At 31.5% G+C, this 19977-nt stretch carries 21 protein-coding genes; 6 read left to right on the forward strand and 15 right to left on the reverse strand.

The features are described 5' to 3' along the window. Positions 1 to 46 precede the first annotated feature (46 nt). Positions 47 to 280 (reverse strand): hypothetical protein, encoded by a 234-nt coding sequence (locus tag ACE193_RS24580; RefSeq protein ID WP_375560834.1) that lies wholly within the window; start codon positions 278 to 280, stop codon positions 47 to 49. Positions 281 to 342: 62 nt separating this feature from the next. Here ACE193_RS24580 and ACE193_RS24585 point away from each other — a divergent pair, with 62 nt between their 5' ends. Beyond that, positions 343 to 669 carry a low molecular weight protein tyrosine phosphatase family protein gene (locus ACE193_RS24585; protein ID WP_375560835.1) on the forward strand — a complete coding sequence of 109 codons (327 nt, stop codon included), beginning with the start codon at positions 343 to 345 and terminating at the stop codon, positions 667 to 669. A gap of 119 nt (positions 670 to 788) precedes the next feature. Here ACE193_RS24585 and ACE193_RS24590 read toward each other — a convergent pair whose 3' ends face one another. From ACE193_RS24590 to ACE193_RS24610, 5 genes are all read right to left on the reverse strand, one after another. Beyond that, positions 789 to 4208 carry a two-component regulator propeller domain-containing protein gene (locus ACE193_RS24590; RefSeq protein WP_375560836.1) on the reverse strand — a complete coding sequence of 1140 codons (3420 nt, stop codon included), beginning with the start codon at positions 4206 to 4208 and terminating at the stop codon, positions 789 to 791. A gap of 237 nt (positions 4209 to 4445) precedes the next feature. Then, the gene (locus ACE193_RS24595; protein WP_375560837.1) at positions 4446 to 5972 is read right to left on the reverse strand and encodes a PP2C family protein-serine/threonine phosphatase; all 1527 of its coding nucleotides are present in this window, start codon (positions 5970 to 5972) and stop codon (positions 4446 to 4448) included. 171 nt (positions 5973 to 6143) lie between these two features. Beyond that, on the reverse strand, positions 6144 to 7019 hold the full coding sequence (tatC, locus tag ACE193_RS24600) for a twin-arginine translocase subunit TatC (RefSeq protein WP_375560838.1): 876 nt from the start codon (positions 7017 to 7019) through the stop codon (positions 6144 to 6146). Between the two features lie 132 nt (positions 7020 to 7151). After that, a complete protein-coding gene (locus ACE193_RS24605; RefSeq protein ID WP_375560839.1) occupies positions 7152 to 7943 on the reverse strand; it encodes a hypothetical protein in 792 nt (263 codons plus the stop codon). A 76-nt stretch (positions 7944 to 8019) separates the two neighbouring features. Then, complete coding sequence (locus ACE193_RS24610; RefSeq protein WP_375560840.1) at positions 8020 to 8598, reverse strand: DUF4178 domain-containing protein; 579 nt, start codon at positions 8596 to 8598, stop codon at positions 8020 to 8022. 250 nt (positions 8599 to 8848) lie between these two features. On the opposite strand from ACE193_RS24610, the gene deoC reads away from it, so the two are divergent. Then, complete coding sequence (gene deoC, locus ACE193_RS24615) at positions 8849 to 9556, forward strand: deoxyribose-phosphate aldolase (protein WP_375560841.1); 708 nt, start codon at positions 8849 to 8851, stop codon at positions 9554 to 9556. A gap of 108 nt (positions 9557 to 9664) precedes the next feature. Here the strand turns inward: deoC and ACE193_RS24620 are convergent, their stop codons facing one another. The 6 genes from ACE193_RS24620 to ACE193_RS24645 all read right to left on the reverse strand — a co-directional run bounded on the left by ACE193_RS24620 (position 9665) and on the right by ACE193_RS24645 (position 12155). After that, complete coding sequence (locus ACE193_RS24620; RefSeq protein ID WP_375560842.1) at positions 9665 to 10078, reverse strand: BrxA/BrxB family bacilliredoxin; 414 nt, start codon at positions 10076 to 10078, stop codon at positions 9665 to 9667. 115 nt (positions 10079 to 10193) lie between these two features. Then, a complete protein-coding gene (locus ACE193_RS24625) occupies positions 10194 to 10535 on the reverse strand; it encodes an iron-sulfur cluster assembly protein (protein ID WP_375560843.1) in 342 nt (113 codons plus the stop codon). 70 nt (positions 10536 to 10605) lie between these two features. Beyond that, positions 10606 to 11034 carry a SufE family protein gene (locus tag ACE193_RS24630; protein ID WP_375560844.1) on the reverse strand — a complete coding sequence of 143 codons (429 nt, stop codon included), beginning with the start codon at positions 11032 to 11034 and terminating at the stop codon, positions 10606 to 10608. 106 nt (positions 11035 to 11140) lie between these two features. After that, complete coding sequence (locus ACE193_RS24635; protein ID WP_375560845.1) at positions 11141 to 11725, reverse strand: hypothetical protein; 585 nt, start codon at positions 11723 to 11725, stop codon at positions 11141 to 11143. A gap of 17 nt (positions 11726 to 11742) precedes the next feature. Then, complete coding sequence (locus ACE193_RS24640; protein WP_375560846.1) at positions 11743 to 11958, reverse strand: hypothetical protein; 216 nt, start codon at positions 11956 to 11958, stop codon at positions 11743 to 11745. Beyond that, complete coding sequence (locus ACE193_RS24645) at positions 11955 to 12155, reverse strand: hypothetical protein (RefSeq protein WP_375560847.1); 201 nt, start codon at positions 12153 to 12155, stop codon at positions 11955 to 11957. Before ACE193_RS24645 ends, ACE193_RS24640 begins: the two co-directional genes overlap by 4 nt. A gap of 97 nt (positions 12156 to 12252) precedes the next feature. Here ACE193_RS24645 and ACE193_RS24650 point away from each other — a divergent pair, with 97 nt between their 5' ends. The 3 genes from ACE193_RS24650 to ACE193_RS24660 all read left to right on the forward strand — a co-directional run bounded on the left by ACE193_RS24650 (position 12253) and on the right by ACE193_RS24660 (position 14143). Then, positions 12253 to 12576, forward strand: a complete 324-nt coding sequence (locus tag ACE193_RS24650; RefSeq protein ID WP_375560848.1) for an antibiotic biosynthesis monooxygenase family protein — start codon at positions 12253 to 12255, stop codon at positions 12574 to 12576. A 97-nt stretch (positions 12577 to 12673) separates the two neighbouring features. After that, on the forward strand, positions 12674 to 13006 hold the full coding sequence (locus tag ACE193_RS24655; RefSeq protein WP_375560849.1) for a DUF6787 family protein: 333 nt from the start codon (positions 12674 to 12676) through the stop codon (positions 13004 to 13006). Between the two features lie 60 nt (positions 13007 to 13066). Then, positions 13067 to 14143: a patatin-like phospholipase family protein gene (locus ACE193_RS24660; RefSeq protein ID WP_375560850.1), complete on the forward strand. Its 1077-nt coding sequence runs from the start codon at positions 13067 to 13069 to the stop codon at positions 14141 to 14143. A gap of 181 nt (positions 14144 to 14324) precedes the next feature. Here ACE193_RS24660 and ACE193_RS24665 read toward each other — a convergent pair whose 3' ends face one another. Together ACE193_RS24665 and ACE193_RS24670 are read right to left on the reverse strand one after the other, a co-directional pair. Continuing rightward, complete coding sequence (locus ACE193_RS24665; RefSeq protein WP_375560851.1) at positions 14325 to 15104, reverse strand: thymidylate synthase; 780 nt, start codon at positions 15102 to 15104, stop codon at positions 14325 to 14327. 397 nt (positions 15105 to 15501) lie between these two features. Continuing rightward, complete coding sequence (locus ACE193_RS24670) at positions 15502 to 16674, reverse strand: serine hydrolase domain-containing protein (protein ID WP_375560852.1); 1173 nt, start codon at positions 16672 to 16674, stop codon at positions 15502 to 15504. Between the two features lie 105 nt (positions 16675 to 16779). Here ACE193_RS24670 and ACE193_RS24675 point away from each other — a divergent pair, with 105 nt between their 5' ends. Further along, positions 16780 to 17226: a YrhB domain-containing protein gene (locus ACE193_RS24675; protein ID WP_375560853.1), complete on the forward strand. Its 447-nt coding sequence runs from the start codon at positions 16780 to 16782 to the stop codon at positions 17224 to 17226. Between the two features lie 41 nt (positions 17227 to 17267). Here ACE193_RS24675 and ACE193_RS24680 read toward each other — a convergent pair whose 3' ends face one another. After that, positions 17268 to 19694, reverse strand: coding sequence for a TonB-dependent receptor domain-containing protein (locus tag ACE193_RS24680; RefSeq protein WP_375560854.1), 2427 nt, complete (start codon positions 19692 to 19694; stop codon positions 17268 to 17270). Positions 19695 to 19977 lie beyond the last annotated feature (283 nt).

The raw sequence follows: 19977 nt of genomic DNA on the forward strand, positions 1-19977 counted from the left end.
GATACACGAAAACGAGTAGGTGCAAAAATTGTCAAAGAACCATTATTTATTTGTTTTTTGGTGGATAAACTTTTACAAGTTCCCAAATTTTTCCTGTTTCTAAATCAATTTGAACTCTAACTTCTGATATTTTGTTGCAAGTGGGGCAAGTTGCTTTTCCTCCTGTTTCTTTCCATTCATAATCTCCTCCATGTGAAGGATAACTATAAGAAACATCTGAAAAACTTGGCAAGACAGTTTCCTTACAATAAGGACAGTTCATTTCTAATAATTTTTTCATAAAAAAATGATTTTAAGTTAAAAATGGATTTTTTTTAAATTTCAAAATACAAATAAATACGAATGAAAGAAAGAGCAAAATTTTTAGTTGTCTGTGGTAAAAATAAAAAACGTAGCAGAACGGCTGAATTTATCTTCAAAAATGACGAACGTTTTGATATTCGTTCTGTTGGTGTAAGTCCGAAAAGTAATCGAAAAATTACAGAAAAGGATATTGAATGGGCAGATTTGATTTTGGTAATGGAAAATAACCACAAACAAAAAATAAAAAAAATCTACTCTCACTTAGAAATTCCAACAATTAAAGTTTTGAATATTCCAGATGAATATGAGTTTATGGACGAGGAATTAATCGAAATTCTGACTGAAAAGATTGATTTTTATCTATAAAAAATCAAATTTCTTCATTCATTCTTTTAAATATTTGTAGTTGTCGCTAAAATACCAACAACGGCATTTTTCTTTTTTTATAAGAAAACCCTATACAGTTATATTAGTGATTTTTAACTTTAGACTCTCACTCCCATGATAGCAATATCATCACGTTGCTTGGTATTTCCTTGATGCACATTGAGCATATCAGTAAGTTCTTGCTTCTGTTTTTGTGCTGGTAGAGAGCCAATATTTTTAAATACATGTTGTAATTGAAGACTACCAATTTTTTTGCCTTGTGAGTTAGGCTGGTCTGCATATCCATCAGAAGTAAGATAAATCATATCTCCACTTTCAAGCTGAATTTCGGTAGTGGTAAATTCTTTTGCGTTGTCTTTTTCTCGTTCTCTTCCTCCTATTGATTTTCTATCGCCTTTTATTTCTTTGAATGCACCATCTTTTTTAGTGATATAAAGAGGACGTTTTGCACCTGAAAACCAAACTTGATGAGTTTTGAGATTAATTTTACAAAAACAAATATCCATTCCGTCACTATTTCGGTTGTCTTGCTGTGAAAGGGAAGTTCTGATTTTTTGATTTAATAATTCTAAGGTTTCACATGGCTTTAATGTTCGATTTTGTTGTACCATATCACTCAAAAGTGAACTTCCAATCATAGACATAAATGCCCCTGGTACACCGTGTCCTGTACAATCTGCCACAGCAATATAGACAATATCGCCCAAAGGTTTGAACCAATAAAAATCTCCAGAAACAATATCTAAAGGTTCATAGACAGTAAATACCTCAGGCAAATGCTCTTTCAAATCTGTTTCTGTTGGTAAAATAGCTTTTTGAATAGTTTCGGCATAACGCAAACTATCCGTCATGTTTTTATTTTTTTCTTGAAGTTCTTTTGTACGTTCTTTGACTTGTAATTCTAATAAGGCTTGTTGATTTTTACTTCTTCGAATCCTAGCTATATAGAAAGTAGAAATAATTCCTACAATCATAAAAACGCCTAGTATTCTAAACCAAAGACGCTCCCAAACAGGAGTCGAAACGTTGATATAAAGTGCAATTCCTTCTTCGTTCCAAACTTCGTCAGAATTGGCAGCTTTTATACGAAAGACATAATTTCCATACGGCAAAGTTGGATAATTTACAAATCTACGTCCCGAATTTACATACGTCCACTCATCATCTAAACCTTCCATTTTGTAAGCATACATATTCTTTTTGGGGTCTGAAAAATGAAGTGCTGCAAATTCTAAAGAAAAACCTGTTTTTTCATAATCTAAGGTAAGACTGTCAGCCGTAAGGATATAACTATCCAATGGATTTTCAACTCTAGTAATAAAATCTATAAAAGGAAGTGATTTAGAAAAAATTTCTATTTCTGTAAAAACAAGTTGAGGAGGTTGTGGGTCATCTTTTATTTCAGTAGGAAAAAAGGCATTGTAACCATCTTTTCCTCCAAAAAATATCTCTCCTTTTTCACTTTCATAATACGAACCTGCCAAAAAATCTTGTCCTTGCAAACCATTGGTTTCATCATACGATTTTGCTTTTAAAGTTTGTAAAGAAAAGCGTGAAACTCCTTTATTTGTAGAAAGCCAAAGGTTATTATCTTCTCCCAAAATGACTGAATAAATCATATCAGTAGGCAAACCATCTTTCCTAGAAAAATAAGCTAAGGAATCATTTTTGGGCAAATAACGAATCAAACCTTTGCTAGAACTAAACCAAACACTACTATCACCTACTTCTTCGATAGCACTTACCCATACTTTGAGTTCTTTTCGTTTATCTAAAATAATTGTTTCAGTTGCTACATCATATAAATATGCTCCTGTTGGAGTACCTACCCAAATTGTATTTTTATCAGTAGATTTTGCAGAAAGCATAATTTCATTGTCTGTTAGAGAAGGTTCTCCTTCTACTTTCACTTCAAAATCATTTAAAGAACGATTGTATTTACACAAATCACCTTCAAAAGTAAGTACCCAAATTTCGCCTTTTTTGTCTGTAAAAAGTTTTGATATTCTACTAGAAGGCAATCCTTCCCAATGTTTTTTATACTGAATAATTGTTAGATTTCCATTTTTATAAGAAAAGCGTCCTACTCCTCTATCTCTAGTGCTACACCAAGTTGTTCCATACAAGTCTTGTGTAATTCCTGTTACATCATCACTAGGCATTCCGTGTGAATAACGAGAATATTGAGTAAACCAACCATTTGCGATATTTGGGTTATATCTAAAAATACCTGCTTTTTTTGTTCCTATCCATGTTTTTCCTTCATCATCTTTATAAAAACACGTAATATTATTATCTTGAATTCCATTTTTACGAATATCATTTACAGAACGATACAACCCAAACTTGATTTTTTCTGGGTCATATTTATTTAGTCCTCCTTGTGCTGTTCCAAACCAAAAAACACCTGTACGGTCTTGAAACAATACTTTTATTCCTAGATTGTCACTCAAACTAAATGGGTTGTATATATCTTTTTGATAACGAATAAACCCTGCTTTTGAGTTGAGGTATTTATTAAGTCCTTGTGAAGCTGTTCCTACCCAAAGATCGCCACTTTTATCTACTAAAAGTCCTGTAATGTGATTCTCACTAATGGAGTTTTCATCGTTTGATTTATTTAAAAAAGAAGTAAATATTTTAGTGTCCTCTTCAATATTTTTTCCGACTTCTTGATTGGTAAGTTGTTCTAAGTGAAGAGCTTGCAATCCTTTTTTTGTTCCTATCCACAGAACATTGGCTATTGGGTCAGAAGCTAGTGAGGTAATATGCATATCTAAAAGCCCATTTTTTGTATCAAAATGCTTTACCTGTTCGTTGGTTTGTGCGAGTGTTATTCTATAAAGCCCTAAAGAATCCGAAGCAACCCAAATAGTTCCTTTTGAGTCTTGTGTAACTACAGAAATAGATAAATCTTTTAAGAGAGTCAATTTTTGATTATTTGAAGCAAAATGTACCCATTCATTCTTATTATCCTTATAAAAACTTAATCCTTCTTTACTACCTACCCAAATATTATCTTTATTATCTTTAAATAAATTATGTATTTCTGTATGTGGGATTGCTCCTGTTTGTTGGAATTTAACTTGTTCAAATATATTTTTACTTCGAATCCATTTACTAATTCCTTTTTGTGTTCCTACCCAAATATCTCCTTTTTTGTCTTCTACTAATGAAGTGATAGAATTATCAATTATTGAAGTAGAATCATTTGGTAAATTTTTGTAATCCATTAATACATAACCATCATAACGGTGCAAACCATCGGGTGTTCCTATCCATAAGAAACCTTGTTTGTCTTGTATGAGAGCTGTAATTGTATTTTGAGAAAGACCTTCTGCCGTAGTAATAGCCGAAAAACGGACATTTTGAGCATAAGAAAACGAAGATACCCAAAAACAGGCTATAAAAGTAAGTGTAAAGAAAAAATGAGCTAGAAAAAGACTAGGAAAATGAGCTAGATTATTGAAATAGAAGAATAATCTACAATCCTTTTTTTGAAGGGAAAAAAAGTGCATAAACTTGCAAGAAAATTAGTACGTTTTTAGTATAGGATAATAGTAACCTAAAAATACACAATTTCTTCAAAGTAAAAAAACATTAAGAAAATTAATTAATAGTCTTTTCATGTTTTCTGTCTGTTCTAAACGATACTGACCTTTATTTCCTTAAAGGTAATACCAAAAAAACAATAAAATAAAAATGGGCAAAATAGTGAGTTTGGGAAAATTCTATTTAATTTTTTGCTTATTTTTTTAATTTTTACTGTCTATTTCTAACTGTTTTTGTATTACTTTATTATTTAGTTCATCATTTGTATATTGAGTTTCAAATATTTCTTCTTCTATACTTCTTGTGTTTTCTAAAGATTCATTCGGATTAATTTTAAAACCAATTACCGTAACATCATCAGTTTGTTTTTTGAGGTTTCTCCATTTAAAAAGTGTTCTTTTCAAAATAAGACGTTGTTTTCTCATAGGCTGCTGATGAATTTCTAAAAGAAGGTTTCTTAGATTTTTACTATAAAATTTTGTATCATTCTTTCCTCCAAATTGGTCTTGATAGCCGTCTGAATACATATAAAAAGTTGTGGGAACGGGAACATCTATTTTATGATTGGTAAAGTCTCTAGCTGCAAATTTTTTCGTAAATGTTTGTCCAATACTCATTCTATCTCCCTTTATAACACTAATTTTATCGTTTTGAATGTAGGTAAGAACATTTCTTGCTCCTGCAAATAAGACTTTATTTTCTTCATTATCAATCGTACAAATTGAAATATCCATTCCATCTCTGACATCTTCTCTACTAATAAATAATTCAGAAAAATAACTTTGTAAAGCATCTAAAATCAGAGCAGGTTGTACAATTCCTTTTTCTATAATAGTATTCAAAAGACTTTCTCCTATCATAGTTAGCATTGCCCCTGGTACTCCGTGTCCTGTACAATCTCCTACTACAATTATTTTTTTATTTTGTATTTCTTTACACCAATAAAAATCACCTGAAATAATGTCTTTTGGACTATAAAACACCATATAATTTGCAACTCCGAAAATTGTTGTTAGTTCTTTTGAGGAAGGTAACATTGCCTCTTGAATACGTAAAGCATACTTTATGCTATCCATTGTATGTGTATTTGCTTTACTTAGTTTTTCAGATTGTGTTTTTAGTTCTTCTGTATGTTGGGAGAGTTCTGTATTAGAAGCAATATATTTTTTTGCAGATTCTCCTGCTACATAGTTGAAATAGGCTGTAATAGTAACAACCATTATCCCTGAACTTATCAAGTTCATGATTCCAAATGTAAAGAGTCCTATTTCAGAAACTTCTTGTAAAGGAGGAAGATAAGAAGTATAAAAATAAAGCCCTAAATAAGATAAAAAAGCAATTCCATTGGTAACATAAGATTTTTTGCCAAAACGACCTGTCAGAAATGATGTCATCATTGCCAAAAACAAGTAATAATGAAAGTTAGATTCCCAGCCAATAATTACAACTGAAAAAATAGCGTGAAGAATAATTTCCCCAATAGCAACTGTTAATAATATAGAAGCATTTGAATCAATTTTTCTATTTGCCATAAAAATAACAGCAAAAACAAAACAACTAGCTACATTAAAGTAAGCTAAAGAATAAACACCAAAAATTAAAAAGCATATCAAAAAAATTAGATGTGCTGAAAAGCCAAGTATTCCGACAATCGTAAGAATTGCAAAATCTCGGTGCTTTTCAGGAGGTAATTTTTTTGGAATTCGTAAAAATGGAATTGAATCTACCATGAATTATCTGAGAGAGTTTAAAAAATGACCATTTCTTGGTTGTATAATTACGCTATGATGTATGTAATTAAAACCTTAAAATTTGATAGTCAGTCAGATAACAGATTTGTGTAGATATAGTTTGAGTTTTGTTGAGTTTTCTTTGTTTTAGTTAAACAAAATAAAATGTTTTTATTCTGTCTGTCTTAATTTTTCTGCTTTTGCAATGGCTAAATTTCTTTTCTTTTGAATAGAAGCCGAAATTAGAATACTCATTTCATATAAAATCCAAATTGGAATTCCTATTAAACACTGGCTAATAACATCTGGAGGTGTAATAAGAGCAGAAATAAACAAAATTACCACAATCGAATGCTTGCGATAGGCTTTCATGAGTTCAGGGGTAACAATTCCGACTTGAGAGAGAAAAAATACTACAATAGGAAGTTGAAACATAAGTCCACAACCCAAAGTAAGCATTGCTACTGTTGTTACATAGGAAGAAATATCAATTTCATTGAGAATAGTAGAATCAACTTGATAGTTAGACAGAAAATTAATAGACAAAGGAGTAATCAAAAAATAACCAAAAAAGACACCAATAGCAAATAAAAGTGATACAAAAAAAGTTGCTCCTCGTGCTACATTACGCTCGTCATTGTACAAAGCAGGAGCAACAAAACGCCAAATTTCCCAAAAAACATACGGAAAAGCACACATAAAACCAAAGGCTATTGAAGCAGCAATATGCATCGTAAACTGCCCAGTCATGACACGATTTTGTAGAATAAAAGGCAAATTATCGATACAAGTAAGACTAGACAACTGACAAAAAAATTGATACGTCAAAAAATTACTTTTAGAAGGACCTAAGATTATTTTACCAAAAACAATATCTTTAGCTACAAAAGCAACTGCCGTAAAAACCAAAATAGCCAAAACAGCACGAATAACATGCCAACGCAATTCTTCCAAATGGTCTAAAATCCCCATTTCTTTTGTCGTACTAGGAGAAGAAGGTAAAGAAGAGTTTCTATTTTCTATTACTGTTATTTCTGAGTCATTCATTGAATATTGTACTTTTTTCTTTTATATTTTTGGCTGATTTTGAAGTACAAATATACACATTAAAAAAAATCCCTTTCTAATTTATTTTAAATTTAGAAAAGGATTAAGTTATAAAAAATCTAAAGAAATGATTTATTTTCCACCACTAGAAGACGAACGAGAACGAGAAGACGAACCACTACTTCTGCTAGAACGAGAAGATGAACTACTAGAGCGAGTATAAGAACCCGAGCTACTACGACCTACTTTACTAGCTACATTTGATTTGAATTTACTCTTTGAGTTCATTGCTTGTGAAGTAGCTGAGCCTGTTCCATACGCACGTTTTCCTCCTGTTGTTGTGCCATAATAAGGTCTTGAACCTCTATAATTGCGATTATAGTCATTATAAGAATTTCGATAAATTGGACGATTATTCATCATTCCAAACATACTACTCATAAAAGCATATTGTCCATAAAATGCCCAAAAGCTATTTCCACTACTGTTTGTTTGCCACGAACCATAACGCTTGTTTCCTACATAATTATTATAACCTGCTGGAGAAGGGATTTTTGAAACTTTACCATCTTCATTTTTGGATAATAGTTCCATTCCCATGTTATCTAGGTTTTTATTGAAGGTTTCTTCTGAAACAGTAACCCAGCTAGAGAGCGAATCACGTACTATTTTTCCACCTGTTGTATCTTTTGCAGGCAAAATGAATTTGTATTGATGTTTGTGAATATCACTGCTGAATGTATTTTCCTCTAAATCCATGTCATGCAAAATGACTGAATAGGTTTTGTATTTACCCAAGTCACGAGTATAATTATCGACAGGGTCTTTGACAACTTTTTCAGAACTTCCACAAGAAGTTAAGAAAGCAGCCGAAAAAACAACTGCACAGGCAATTAAAATAGTTTGAAGATATTGAATTTTCATTTTTGATTGTATTAATTTAAAATAATATGAGATAAATTTTGGTAAATGTTAGTTTGAATTTTGATAAACTAAAAAGTTATAAAATAGTAGGAGGTTCGCTTGAAGGTAGAATATTAGAAAATTCATATTCGTCTGCATATTCGCCAATGTATGCTTCAAATTCTCTTTCTCCAAATTGTTCTATAAAAATAGCTTTTTCTTCATCATCATCGTAATAATCCCAAGTAATCATTTCAATAGACTTTTCACGTTCTGTTGTGGCTGTATTTCTATAATAACCTGGGCTTTCATTATCACGATAGTATTTTACACCTTCGTAGGTAATTGTTTTTGGAGGGCGTTCATTTTTTGCAATTTGGTCATCCAAATCTTCTCCTAATTTCACTAGACGAATTTTATTAGTTACTGCGATTTCTAATTCACCTTCATTTTCTAAACTCAAATAAATTTCATCGTCTGAACTACGCAATAAATAAGAATATGAAAATTCGTTATCACCCCAGTCGTATTCATATTCTTCGGCTACTTCCCACGTTTTTGCATCATATTCTAAGAAAAAACCAACACGAATATCTGTAATTCGAATGTGATTTGGGTCGTAATGAGGAGTGTTATCTTCTTCTTTTTTCTTCTTTTTAAAAAATCCGAAAGCCATATAGTTAGTGATTAATTGGTTTGATTGATTTGAATATAAGTATAAAATTAAAGAATTTAGTTTTAAAAACGTAAATTATAGCATTTTTGTTGAGCTAAATCATTTTATTTGTCTGTTGGGATTAGAATTTTGGATTTTACTAGAATAATTATTTCTACATTCATATTTATTTGTTTCAAATTTTCTTTCTTAATTTTGAATCATTCAAAAAAATATTTTATCCTTCTTTTACAACTCTAATAAATCAAAAATGAACCCAGCACAATACCTAGAACAAACCAATCTCAAACCTACTCTTGATGGAAATGACATTGAAAAATTAATAGAACAAGCTCTAAAATATAAATTTATGGGCGTTTGTGTCCCTCCTTTTTGGGTCAAAAAAGTAAAACGAGATTTGCTCAAAACAGATACAAAAGTAGTTACTGTAATTGGTTTTCCGTTGGGATATAATCGTACTGAAACAAAAGTAAGAGAGGCAGAAGTAGCATTAAAAGATGGAGCAGACGAATTAGATTTAGTAATCTCAATGACAGGATTCAAAACAAATCCATTTTGGGCAAAAGTAGAAATTGTTAGATTGGCAGATTTGGCACATCAAACCGAAAAAATGCTAAAAGTAATTATAGAAACGGCTTATTTATCAGAAAAAGAAATCAAACAAACAGCTTTAATTTGTGAAGAAGCAGGAGCAGATTTTGTCAAAACTTCTACTGGATTTGCAAGTGCAGGATTTTCTTCTTCAAAAAATAATGATTTTTATGCAGGTGCGAAATTAGAAGATGTAAAATTGATAAGAAATACTGTTTCGGAAATGGTAGGAATAAAAGCATCTGGAGGAATCAAAACTTATCAGCAAGTACAAGGTTTTGTAAAAGCTGGTGCAGAACGAATCGGAACTTCTTCTGGAGTGGAAATAATGGAGGAATACTTTGAAGAATTACGAATTACGAATTAAAAATTACGAATTACGAATACAAATTTTCATTTTAAAGAGTTGACTCACAGAAAAATGCCTATTTCAATACAAGAATTGAGATAGGCATTTTAAATAGTTAGCAACTAATTAACAATATTCCTCAAAAACAGCTTTCAAATGTTCAGAAATAGCTTCTGCCGAACGTCCTTCGATATGATGACGCTCTACAAAATGAATTACTTCGCCATTTTTGAAAAGTGCAATCGAAGGAGAAGAAGGAGGAAAAGGTAGCGCAAGTTCACGTACTTTATCAACAGCTTCTTTATCAACACCTGCAAAAACAGTTGCTAATTGAGTTGGTTTTTTACTTGCCTTTTCTAACGACATACGAACCCCTGGACGAGCTGCACCTGCTGCACAACCACAAACAGAATTAATTACCATAAGTGTAGTTCCATCTTCTGCAAGTGTTGTTTCTACTGCTTCTGGAGTTGTCAAGTCTTTAAAACCTATATTTACGAGTTCGCCTTTCATTGGCGTAGTCAAATGTTCTGGATACATAATTTATATTGATTGAGAATTTTGAAATTAGAATTTTTATTAAACCCTAAGGGACTATGAAGACCATTTTGCCGTTGCTGGTGTTTTAGCGTAGCGACACCAACAACTCACTGTTTTACATAAAACCTAGCTGCAAACGAGCAGCTTCTGACATCATTTCAGCTTCGTAAGGAGGATCGAAAGTAAGTTCTACATTTACTTCTTTTACTCCCACAACAGCCTCAACTTTTTCTTTTACCTCAGCAGGAATTTGTTCTGCCGACGGACAATTTGGCGAAGTAAGTGTCATCAAAATATGAACACTTGCATTATTTGGAACAAGCTCAACGGTATTGATTTCGTAAATCAAACCTAGCTCATAAATATCAACTGGAATTTCTGGGTCATAGATGCTTTGAATGGCATTGATAACTCTATCTCTGGTCGATACTGTTATATTTTTTTCTGTATTTTCCATTTTATATTAAATATAATATCAAATTATTCTTTACAAATGGATTCATTCGTAATTTCTAATTCGTAATTTTTTAAACAGCTTGATAAGCAAGCGCATAAATTTTCATTTGTTTTACCATAGAAGCCAGTCCATTCGAACGGTTCATAGATAAAAGCTGACCTAAGCCAATTTTATCAATAAAATAAAGTTCTGATGACAAAATTTCTTTTGCTGGTTGTTCTGACAATACACGCATCAAAAGACTTACCAAACCCTTTACAAGTGTCGAATCACTATCAGCAATGTATTTTATTTGAATTTCATTATCCTGTTCGGACTTTTCGGCAGTAAGCCATACCTTTGACTGACATCCTTTGATTAAATTCTCATCTTTATATTCTTCTTTTGGTAGATTTTCTAACTTTTTTCCTAATTCTATAATATAACCGTATTGGTCGTTTTTGTTGTCAAAAAGTGCAAATTCTTCTATAATTTCGTCTTGAATTTGATTGATAGTCATAACCTTTTTAATTGTAAATGATTAATTGTGAATGGTAAATGAATAGACCATTTTGAAAAATAAAACTTATAAATTAATTGTACCTACAAAGGTAACCATTTTTCAGTTATAAGTTTCCATACACTACAAGAGTAGTTGCTTGTTCCAAGTGGCTCTCCATCCAATCAATTAGCTGTTCAATAAATTTGTTGAGATTTTCGTTAGTTTTCAGTTTCTCTAAATCTTCAAGTATTGAGTTACATTCATTTTTAGTAAAGTAATTTTCTGCCGTAGCATCAAAACTTTCCAAACAATTGGAAGCAAAAATTTTGTAGATATAATCAAAGTCGTCAGTTGGTATAAAAATGTCATGTCTTCTTTCGGTTTCATATATTTCTTCATTTTCATCTTCAAACCACAAAATAAAGCCTATTGAATTTTTAGCTATCCTTTTTCTATCCGTCGTTATTACTACTTGTTCATTATGAATGCTTTTGATAGCCTTTTGCTTATTAAAATTAAACTTTCTGTAAATTCTCTCAGCTTTTGCTCTATCACATTTTGTTATTTCACAGATTTCATCAATGTTAGTAGTATGAAAAAATTTCTCACAAGCCTCTATATTTTCATTATTATCTTTTAGTAAGTTAATAGCTTCTGTGAGTGAAATAGGAATCTTTTCTCTCAATAATTTTACGTTTTCTTGTTCCATTTTAACTGATAATATTTTTATTTTTCTACTCTTTCAAAAAGTAAACTATTCAATTTTAGCTGTTTAGCAGATAAACAGTGCAATCTAAATATACCTACATCATAAATCTCAAATACGTAGCCATCAATTTGATAAAGTGATGCTCTATTTACTTTCTTCTTATTTGGCTCTCCACCTTTTAAATCAAATTCATAAATAGTAAAACTATCTTCGAAATCATATAATAAATTCAATATTGTCCTTCTACTGAATCTTTTGTTAGTAAACTTTTTTTACCTACCCAACTGCCTTCAATTTTATTCTTTATTTGCTCAACTGATGATAACTCAAATGACGGATATTTTAAATCCAAATCTACTTGTCTATCAACCTTGTTTTCTTGACTACAAGAGAAAATAAAAAACACCAAAAAAAAACAAATTTTTTTCATAATTAGTATTGATTTAAAAGTAAAGACAAAGCTACAAATTTTAGAGATGCAGGAAAAAATATTTATTAACTTCGCTTTTTATCAACCCAAATAATTTATGATAGCTCAAACTCTACAAACTCCCTACTACGCCGTTATTTTCACATCTATTTTGAATGATGAAATAGACACAGAAGAATATTCAAAAACAGCTATCCGAATGGTAGAACTAGCAAAAGAACAAGAAGGTTTTCTAGGAGTTGAATCTGCTAGAGAAGAAATTGGAATAACCGTTTCGTATTGGAAAGATTTGGAATCTATAAAAAAATGGAAATTTCAATCTGAACATACTTTAGCTAGAGAAAAAGGACGAACAGAATTTTATAAAGCCTTCAAAACTAGAATTGCTAAAGTAGAACGAGATTATCAGTCTTTATTTTAGAACAGTTTGTAATCTCTATTTGTTAGGACAGAATAAATTTTACTTTGTAATTGATTTATGCGTAAATTTACCTTATCAGAAAAAAAGAGGGAAAAAAATGGATAGTAATAAAGGAGAACAAAACTCAAATTGGATAGACAAACTCAAAACTCGTTGGCAAGTAAATTCAGCTTGGCAGGTTTTGGTTATTCTAATTGTCTTTGCTTTGACAGGTTTTACAGTTATGTATGGCAAACGTTGGTTTTTTGGAATCATTGGTTTTGATGAAACAACGCCTTGGTATATCAAAACTACTGTTTGGATTCTTCTTATTTTGCCTATTTATCAAGTAGTTTTGCTTTTTTACGGTGCAATTTTTGGACAATTTAATTTCTTTTGGAACTTTGTCAAACGTACTTTTGGTAGAATTATCTTTTTCTTTAAAAAATAAAGTGACCGACAGTTTGGCTTCGCCGTTCCAACGGTCAGTTACAGAATATACAACCAGTTTATGCAACGCAAAAAAATAGATTTAGCACTACAAGGTGGAGGTTCTCATGGAGCTTACACATGGGGGATTTTAGAACGCCTTTTAGAAGACCGACGAATTATTATCGATGGCATTTGTGGAACTTCAGCAGGTGCTATGAATGCAGTCATTACGGCAGCAGGCTTGCAAAAAGGAGGACGTTTGGGAGCTATTGAACATCTGAATGATTTTTGGAGAAGAGTAGCACACCTTCAAAGTTTTGGAATGATGCAGCCAAGTGCTTTTGATAAATTGTGGGGAAATGGAACATTAAAACTCTCACCCATCTACAACATGATGGAAATTTTTACGATGATGTATTCGCCTTACCAATTTAATCCTATAAATATCAATCCGTTGCGTTATATTTTGGCTGACATGGTAGATTTTGAAAAGCTAAAAGTTACTCGTTATAATAAATTATTTATTTGTGCTACTAATGTAAGAACCAGTCAAGCAAAAGTTTTTGATAATTCAAACATGTCTTTAGATGCTGTTTTGGCTTCTGCTTGTCTGCCATTTATTTTTCAAGCTGTTGAGATTGATGGAGAAGCCTATTGGGATGGTGGTTATATGGGAAATCCTCCTCTTTATCCACTTATTGATAATACTCGTACTTCAGATATTATGATTGTTCAGATAAACCCAATTCGCATCCCGAATGTACCAAAAACAGTAGAAGAGATTAGAGATAGAATCAACGAAATAGCTTTTAATTCTAGTTTAATACATGATATTCGTCAGATAAACTTAGTACGAAAAATGTTAGATAAAGGAATAAATATTGATGGAAAATTTAGAGATTTATTTATTCATAATATTGCCCCAGAGCGTTTGATGGCAAAATTGAGTTCAAAAACAAAACTCAATGCAGATATTAATTTCCTTCTAAAACTCAAAAAATACGGAAAATCAGCAGCCGACCGTTGGTTAAAAGAAAATTTTGATAAAATAGGAAATGAATCTACTTGTGATATTGAAGAAGTATTTTTGAGCAAAACAAAAACTCCTATTGACCAACCAACAAATATAAAAGTAGATTTGGATGATATGATGTAGGGTGATTTTATATAGTTTTTAAAAATAAAAAGGCTGCTTGTAATCCCAAGTTCACGTTAAAAATAGGTGGTGTTATACAAAGCATTATATTATTTATGCTCTTTTTGTGAGTTAAATTGTTGTTGGTATTCTTACTCCACAACAAAAACATGTACTTTTAATTTAACACCACCAAAAAAAACTAAACAGCCACAGGAGCTTTTATTGCAGGATGTGGATTATAGTTTTGGACTATGATATCTTCAAATTTAAAGTCAAAAATAGAATTTATTTCTTTATTGAGTTCTAAAGTTGGAAGCTCTCGTTCTTCTCTTGTAAGTTGTAGATTTGCTTGTTCGAAATGATTTTTATACAAATGTGCATCTCCCAAAGTCATAATCAAATCACCTACTTCTAAACCACTTACTTGCGCCAACATGTGCGTAAGAAGTGCATAAGAAGCAATATTGAACGGCAAACCCAAAAATACATCTGCACTACGTTGATAAAGTTGTAAAGAAAGTTTTCCATCAGCTACATAACATTGCCAAAGCGTATGACAAGGAGGTAAAGCCATCTGAGGAACATCAACAGGATTCCAAGCTGAAACAATCATACGACGAGAATCTGGGTTGTTTTTTAGAGAGTTTAGAAGGTCATTGATTTGGTCTATGCCACCAAAATCTCTCCATTGTGCGCCATAAACTCTTCCTAAATTTCCATTTTCATCTGCCCATTCATCCCAAATTGAAACGCCATTATCTTTTAGATATTTAATATTTGTATCCCCTTTCAAAAACCAAATTAGCTCATGAACAATACTTTTTAAATGGACTTTTTTAGTTGTTAGTAATGGAAACCCTTTTTGAAGATTGAAACGCATTTGATAACCAAAAATAGAGCGTGTTCCTGTTCCTGTTCGGTCAGATTTGTCTGTTCCTTCTTCTAAAATTGTTTTTAAGAGTGTATGATAATTTTGCATTTTTTTATTTTTTTTTGTGTCGCTTGTGAGGACACAAGCAACGGTAAGGTTGATTTTTTATTCTAAAAATTGAATTAATGATTACAATAAAATGTATTTTTTTTACTTTTAATTGAAAATACTACCGTTGTTCGTGTCCCTACCATAGCCGTCAAGTTATAAATTTAGTTGTCCTTTTGTTCCGTAGGAACTTAATATTGGTAGCTACATGATGTTCGAAATTGAATTCTGTTCCGTTAGGAACTACATATTGGTAGCATTTTATATTAAAATTCTACCAATATCAAACTCCTAACGGAGTAAAAATCAAAATTTATTAATAGCTTGACGGACATGGTGTCCCACGAGCTACACCATAACTTGATAGCTATGGTAGAAACAAAATCAAAAGCTATTTTTATTTCATTTCTACGTAATTACGCAAAAGATAATTTCTAATTTTCTTCAATCCTATCTGTGTTTCTTCATTTGCTGAATTAGCAATTAATAAGATGGCAATATTGTGTTTTGGAAGCAAGAAATTGATACAAAAAAAAGTATCTGCACTTCCCGAGTGTGTACTTACCATATCATCAAAAGGATTATTTTTATCTGATTGATGTATCGAATACCAACCTATTGAATATTCAGATTTTTTGATATTGACATAATGTAAATAGTCATAAAATTCTTTATTGTATTCTTTGTCCAAACCATTCAAACCTAATAAATTCTTTTGAATGAATTTTGAATAATCTACAACTGACATACTCATATTTCCAGCAGGTGACAAAATAGAATCTACTTGATATTCAGAATTTGGATTATGAGCAATAAGTATATTTTTTTCTTTATCAAAAATATGTCCCCAAGGTTGTTGTATATCTTCTCTAGCAGCCCAGCCAAAAGTAACATTCATTTGCAAAGGTAAAAAAACTTCTTCTTGCATCAACTTCTCCCATTCTTTATTTGTTGCTTTTTCTATCATTGCAGCAGCTACACCATAACCTGCATTCGAATACCTAAAGCCTGCTTTTCTATTTTCCTTTTTAAAAGGTATTGGTTTTTGAGAAAGCACCCATTTTGTAAAATTATATCTTCTTTTTTGAGGATTTTTTTCTGTAAAACGGCTTAGTATTTTCCATTCTTCATCTGTAAAAAATTGAGGTAGTTTACTTTGATGAGAAAGTAAGTCACTCAACGTAACTTTTCTAAACTTTTTATTCATTGTCTGTACTAATTCTGGAAAAATTTCTTCTAATGTAGAATCCCATCTTAAAATCTTCTTTTCGACCAAAATTCCTGCTAAATATCCCGTCATTGCTTTTCCACAAGAACCCAAGTGCATTTTATCAGAAATTTCTAAAGAATCTCCATCTAATTTTTTACGTCCAAAAGCTCCCAAATTTATTGTTTCAGTAGAAGAAACAACAGCAACTTGAACGCCCACCATATTATGAGCTTTGATGATATTTTGAACATAATTCTTTAAGCTATCCGAAGTTACTTTTTTTTCTACTTTAGTTTGTGCAGTTACTGACTGTATGTTACAGAGAATTACTACGAGTAATATAATTATATTTTTTATCATTATTTTGGTTAAAAATGTTTTTAAACTTAATGTCTTCCTCAATTTAATTTTTTTATCTTGCTTCTGACTAACACTAACAATTTCTTTAAAACTAACAAAAATAAAATGATTGATATTGAGGAAGCGAATAGAATAATAGAAGAACGCATGAAACAAGAAACTAAATCTCACAAAAGTAAAGTGATAGCTAAGTTACGAGAAGAAAAAGAGTTTGGCTGGATATACGGATATAATACAGAAGAATTTTTCCTTAATAGAAAATCAATGAACTTCCTTTTAGGAAATGGAGCGTTAGTAGTTAATAGATATGATGGTAGTTTAATTGAAGTTTTACTTTCTGTAGAAGATATTATTATAGGAATTAATACAGTAGATAGATATATGGATTTAAAATACGGAATTGCTATTCCCAATGAAAAAGAGAGAAAAGAAGAACGTCGAAAAGAAGCAAAGGAGTTTTATGAAAAATTAGAGTTAGAACAAAGACGAATCAATACAAATATATTTTATCGGATTTTCTATTTTTTCAAAAATTATTTTCGTGGGTATTAAAATATCTGGTTCAAGCGTCGACGCTTGAACCAGAATATTACTTAAAAATTAGCTCTCAAAGCAACAACAAAATTACGTCCTGCTCCACCAATTCCAGAACCATACGACTGATAATAATGGTCTAAAATATTTTCTGCACTTAGATTAGCACTAAATGTTTTATTGATTTGATAACTAGAACGAAGATTCAGAGTCCACCACGAAGGAATAAAATTTTCAGGATAAAAAATAGTATCTCCTTGGTCTTCTGGCGACATTTCATCAAAATCAACGCTTTTTAATTGATAATTTACAAAACTTTCTACTCTAAAACGCTTATTTTGATATTTCAAGGAAATCAAACCAAAAGCAGGAGGTGTATCAGGAAGACGTATCTCTGCTACATCATCAAATCCATAGACATAATTAAAGGTAGTTTTGAATTTGAATTTATCTGTAATGGCAGCTTCTAGTTGTGAACTGACTCCATAAATATAACCTACATCTGTATTTTGATAAGAAACTACTTGACTCATTACACCATCATAAACGATAGAATCTTGACCATTAAATGTAGAGTTACGTAATACCATAGCATCATTCAAAATGGTGTAATATCCTGTCGCAGAAACTCTTATGCGATTGATAAACGTTTTCGAAATTCCAATTTCGGCATTGTAAGTATAAGCTGGGGAAAGACTTGGGTTAGGAACAACCACAGAGCCAGGTGCAGAATCAAATACTTTTCCTAAGTCATCTACATTTGGCGCACGAAAACCTGATGAAAGATTTGCATTGAGTTGCCAAGAATCCGTTGGACGAAAAGTAAGTCCCAAACTTCCGTTCAATGCTCCTGTATTTACTTTTGCTTCATCAAAAGGAAAATCAAAAAACTCTTTACTATCAAACTTTGCTTCTGTCCAAATCTGTGTATAACGTGTGCCTGCCGTAGCTGTCATTTTTTTAGAAATATTCCATTTATAATTGAAATAGGCTGCTGCCATTGCCATTGTACTTCCTCCATCTGGATAACGAGTATCTAAAGGACGCTCCAAATTATTAGTTATGTTTGTTTCTACTGCTCTTGAGTTTACAACATTATAATTAAAATCAAGACCATAGAAAATTTGGTGTTTTTTGTTGTCTTTTAAATCTTTATCAAAATCGATATTGAAAGAAGTCATACTGACATTTTCAGTTCGGTCATTACGCCAATCTTTACCTCTTGTTCTGTTATGACGAGATTCTTCGACTTTCTGATTCGAAACAAGTACACGCATTGCATCAAAGGCTTTATTTTTTGCATACCAAGTCAGTTTTCCATAATTCATTGCCCAAAGCTGACGACCATAATACCATTCTCCATAACGCAAACTGCCATCACGCTTTTGTATTAAACGGTCATAACGAGGAATATCAGACGAAGAAGTATAATGAAGTGCATATTCTGCTTGTAGATTATCTGAAATTTGATATGTTAATTTTTGCATTAAATTCCATTGCGAGTACCCAGATTGTTTTTGAATAAGTGGGTTTGAATTTGTCAGAATGCTGTCTTTTCCATTTACTCTTTCTACATATTCATTGCGTTTTCCCCAATCTTGATAGGCTTCTCCATTTGGACGAACGCCACCAACACGCAAATCATCAAAATCTGTAAATGTAAAAGAAGTCAGACTGGCAAGTCTTTTTCCTGCAATATTTAATGTTAAATTTGCTGTTTTTTCTTGATTAGCAGAACCGTAACGCATAAAACCACTTCCACCAACAAGTAATTTTTTTTCAGTTGCAAAACTTGCTTTTTTGGTATGAAAATCCATTACACCACCAAGCGCATCGCTTCCATACATTACCGAACCAGGACCAAAGATGATTTCTACTTCTTCCATTGCACTTGCATCAAGATTAATTACATTTTGAAGATTTCCAGAGCGATAAATGGCATTATTCATACGAACTCCATCAACAACAATCAAAACCGAATTTGCATTAAAGCCTCTAAACATGGGACTTCCTCCACCCATTTGACTTTTCTGAACATATACTTGTCCTGTTTGGGCTAACAAATCAGCCGAAGTTTGAGGGTTATTAAAAGCAATTTCCTTTTGAGAAACTTTTACAATCTCATTCGGAATTTCTTTTTTATCTTGTTCCCATTTGTTTGCCGAAACAACAACTTGTTGAGTTTCAAAAACTTTTTCAGACAAAAGAATCATTCCAGCAGCAGCCGATTTGACTATTTTTTTATTGTCATAACCATAATAACGAAAGTAAAGTGTATCCGTTTCTGCAAAAATATCAAGATTTGCTTTGCCACGAGAGTTTGTGATGACAGATTGTTGGTCTTGATTATAAATAGAAACACCCTCCAAAGGTTGAAGAACTGAGGCATCTAAAACCTCTATAAATTGAGCCTGTACAGTATTTTGAGTACAATAAAAAGCACTAAAAAGTAGCACAATTATTATTTTTAAATAATTTGTTTTCATTTTTTTATAATTATTTCATTGGTAAGGACACCATAGCTGTAAGGCTATAAGAAATTTTGATTTTTACTCCGTTAGGAGTTTCATATTGGTCGTATTTTTTATTCAATAAGTAACTGGGCAAAATTATTTATAGGTTAATGAAATCTGTCTGACACCTCAAAGGTGTCTTGACAGTTTAAATTTCCATTTTCTAATTCTTTTTTAGATCTGTTTTATTTTGCTTAGTTACTTACTATTGAAACGCTACCAATATGTAGTTCCTAACGGAACAGAATACAGTTTC

This window comes from Bernardetia aquimarina, from assembly GCF_042180575.1.
Classification (GTDB): domain Bacteria; phylum Bacteroidota; class Bacteroidia; order Cytophagales; family Bernardetiaceae; genus Bernardetia.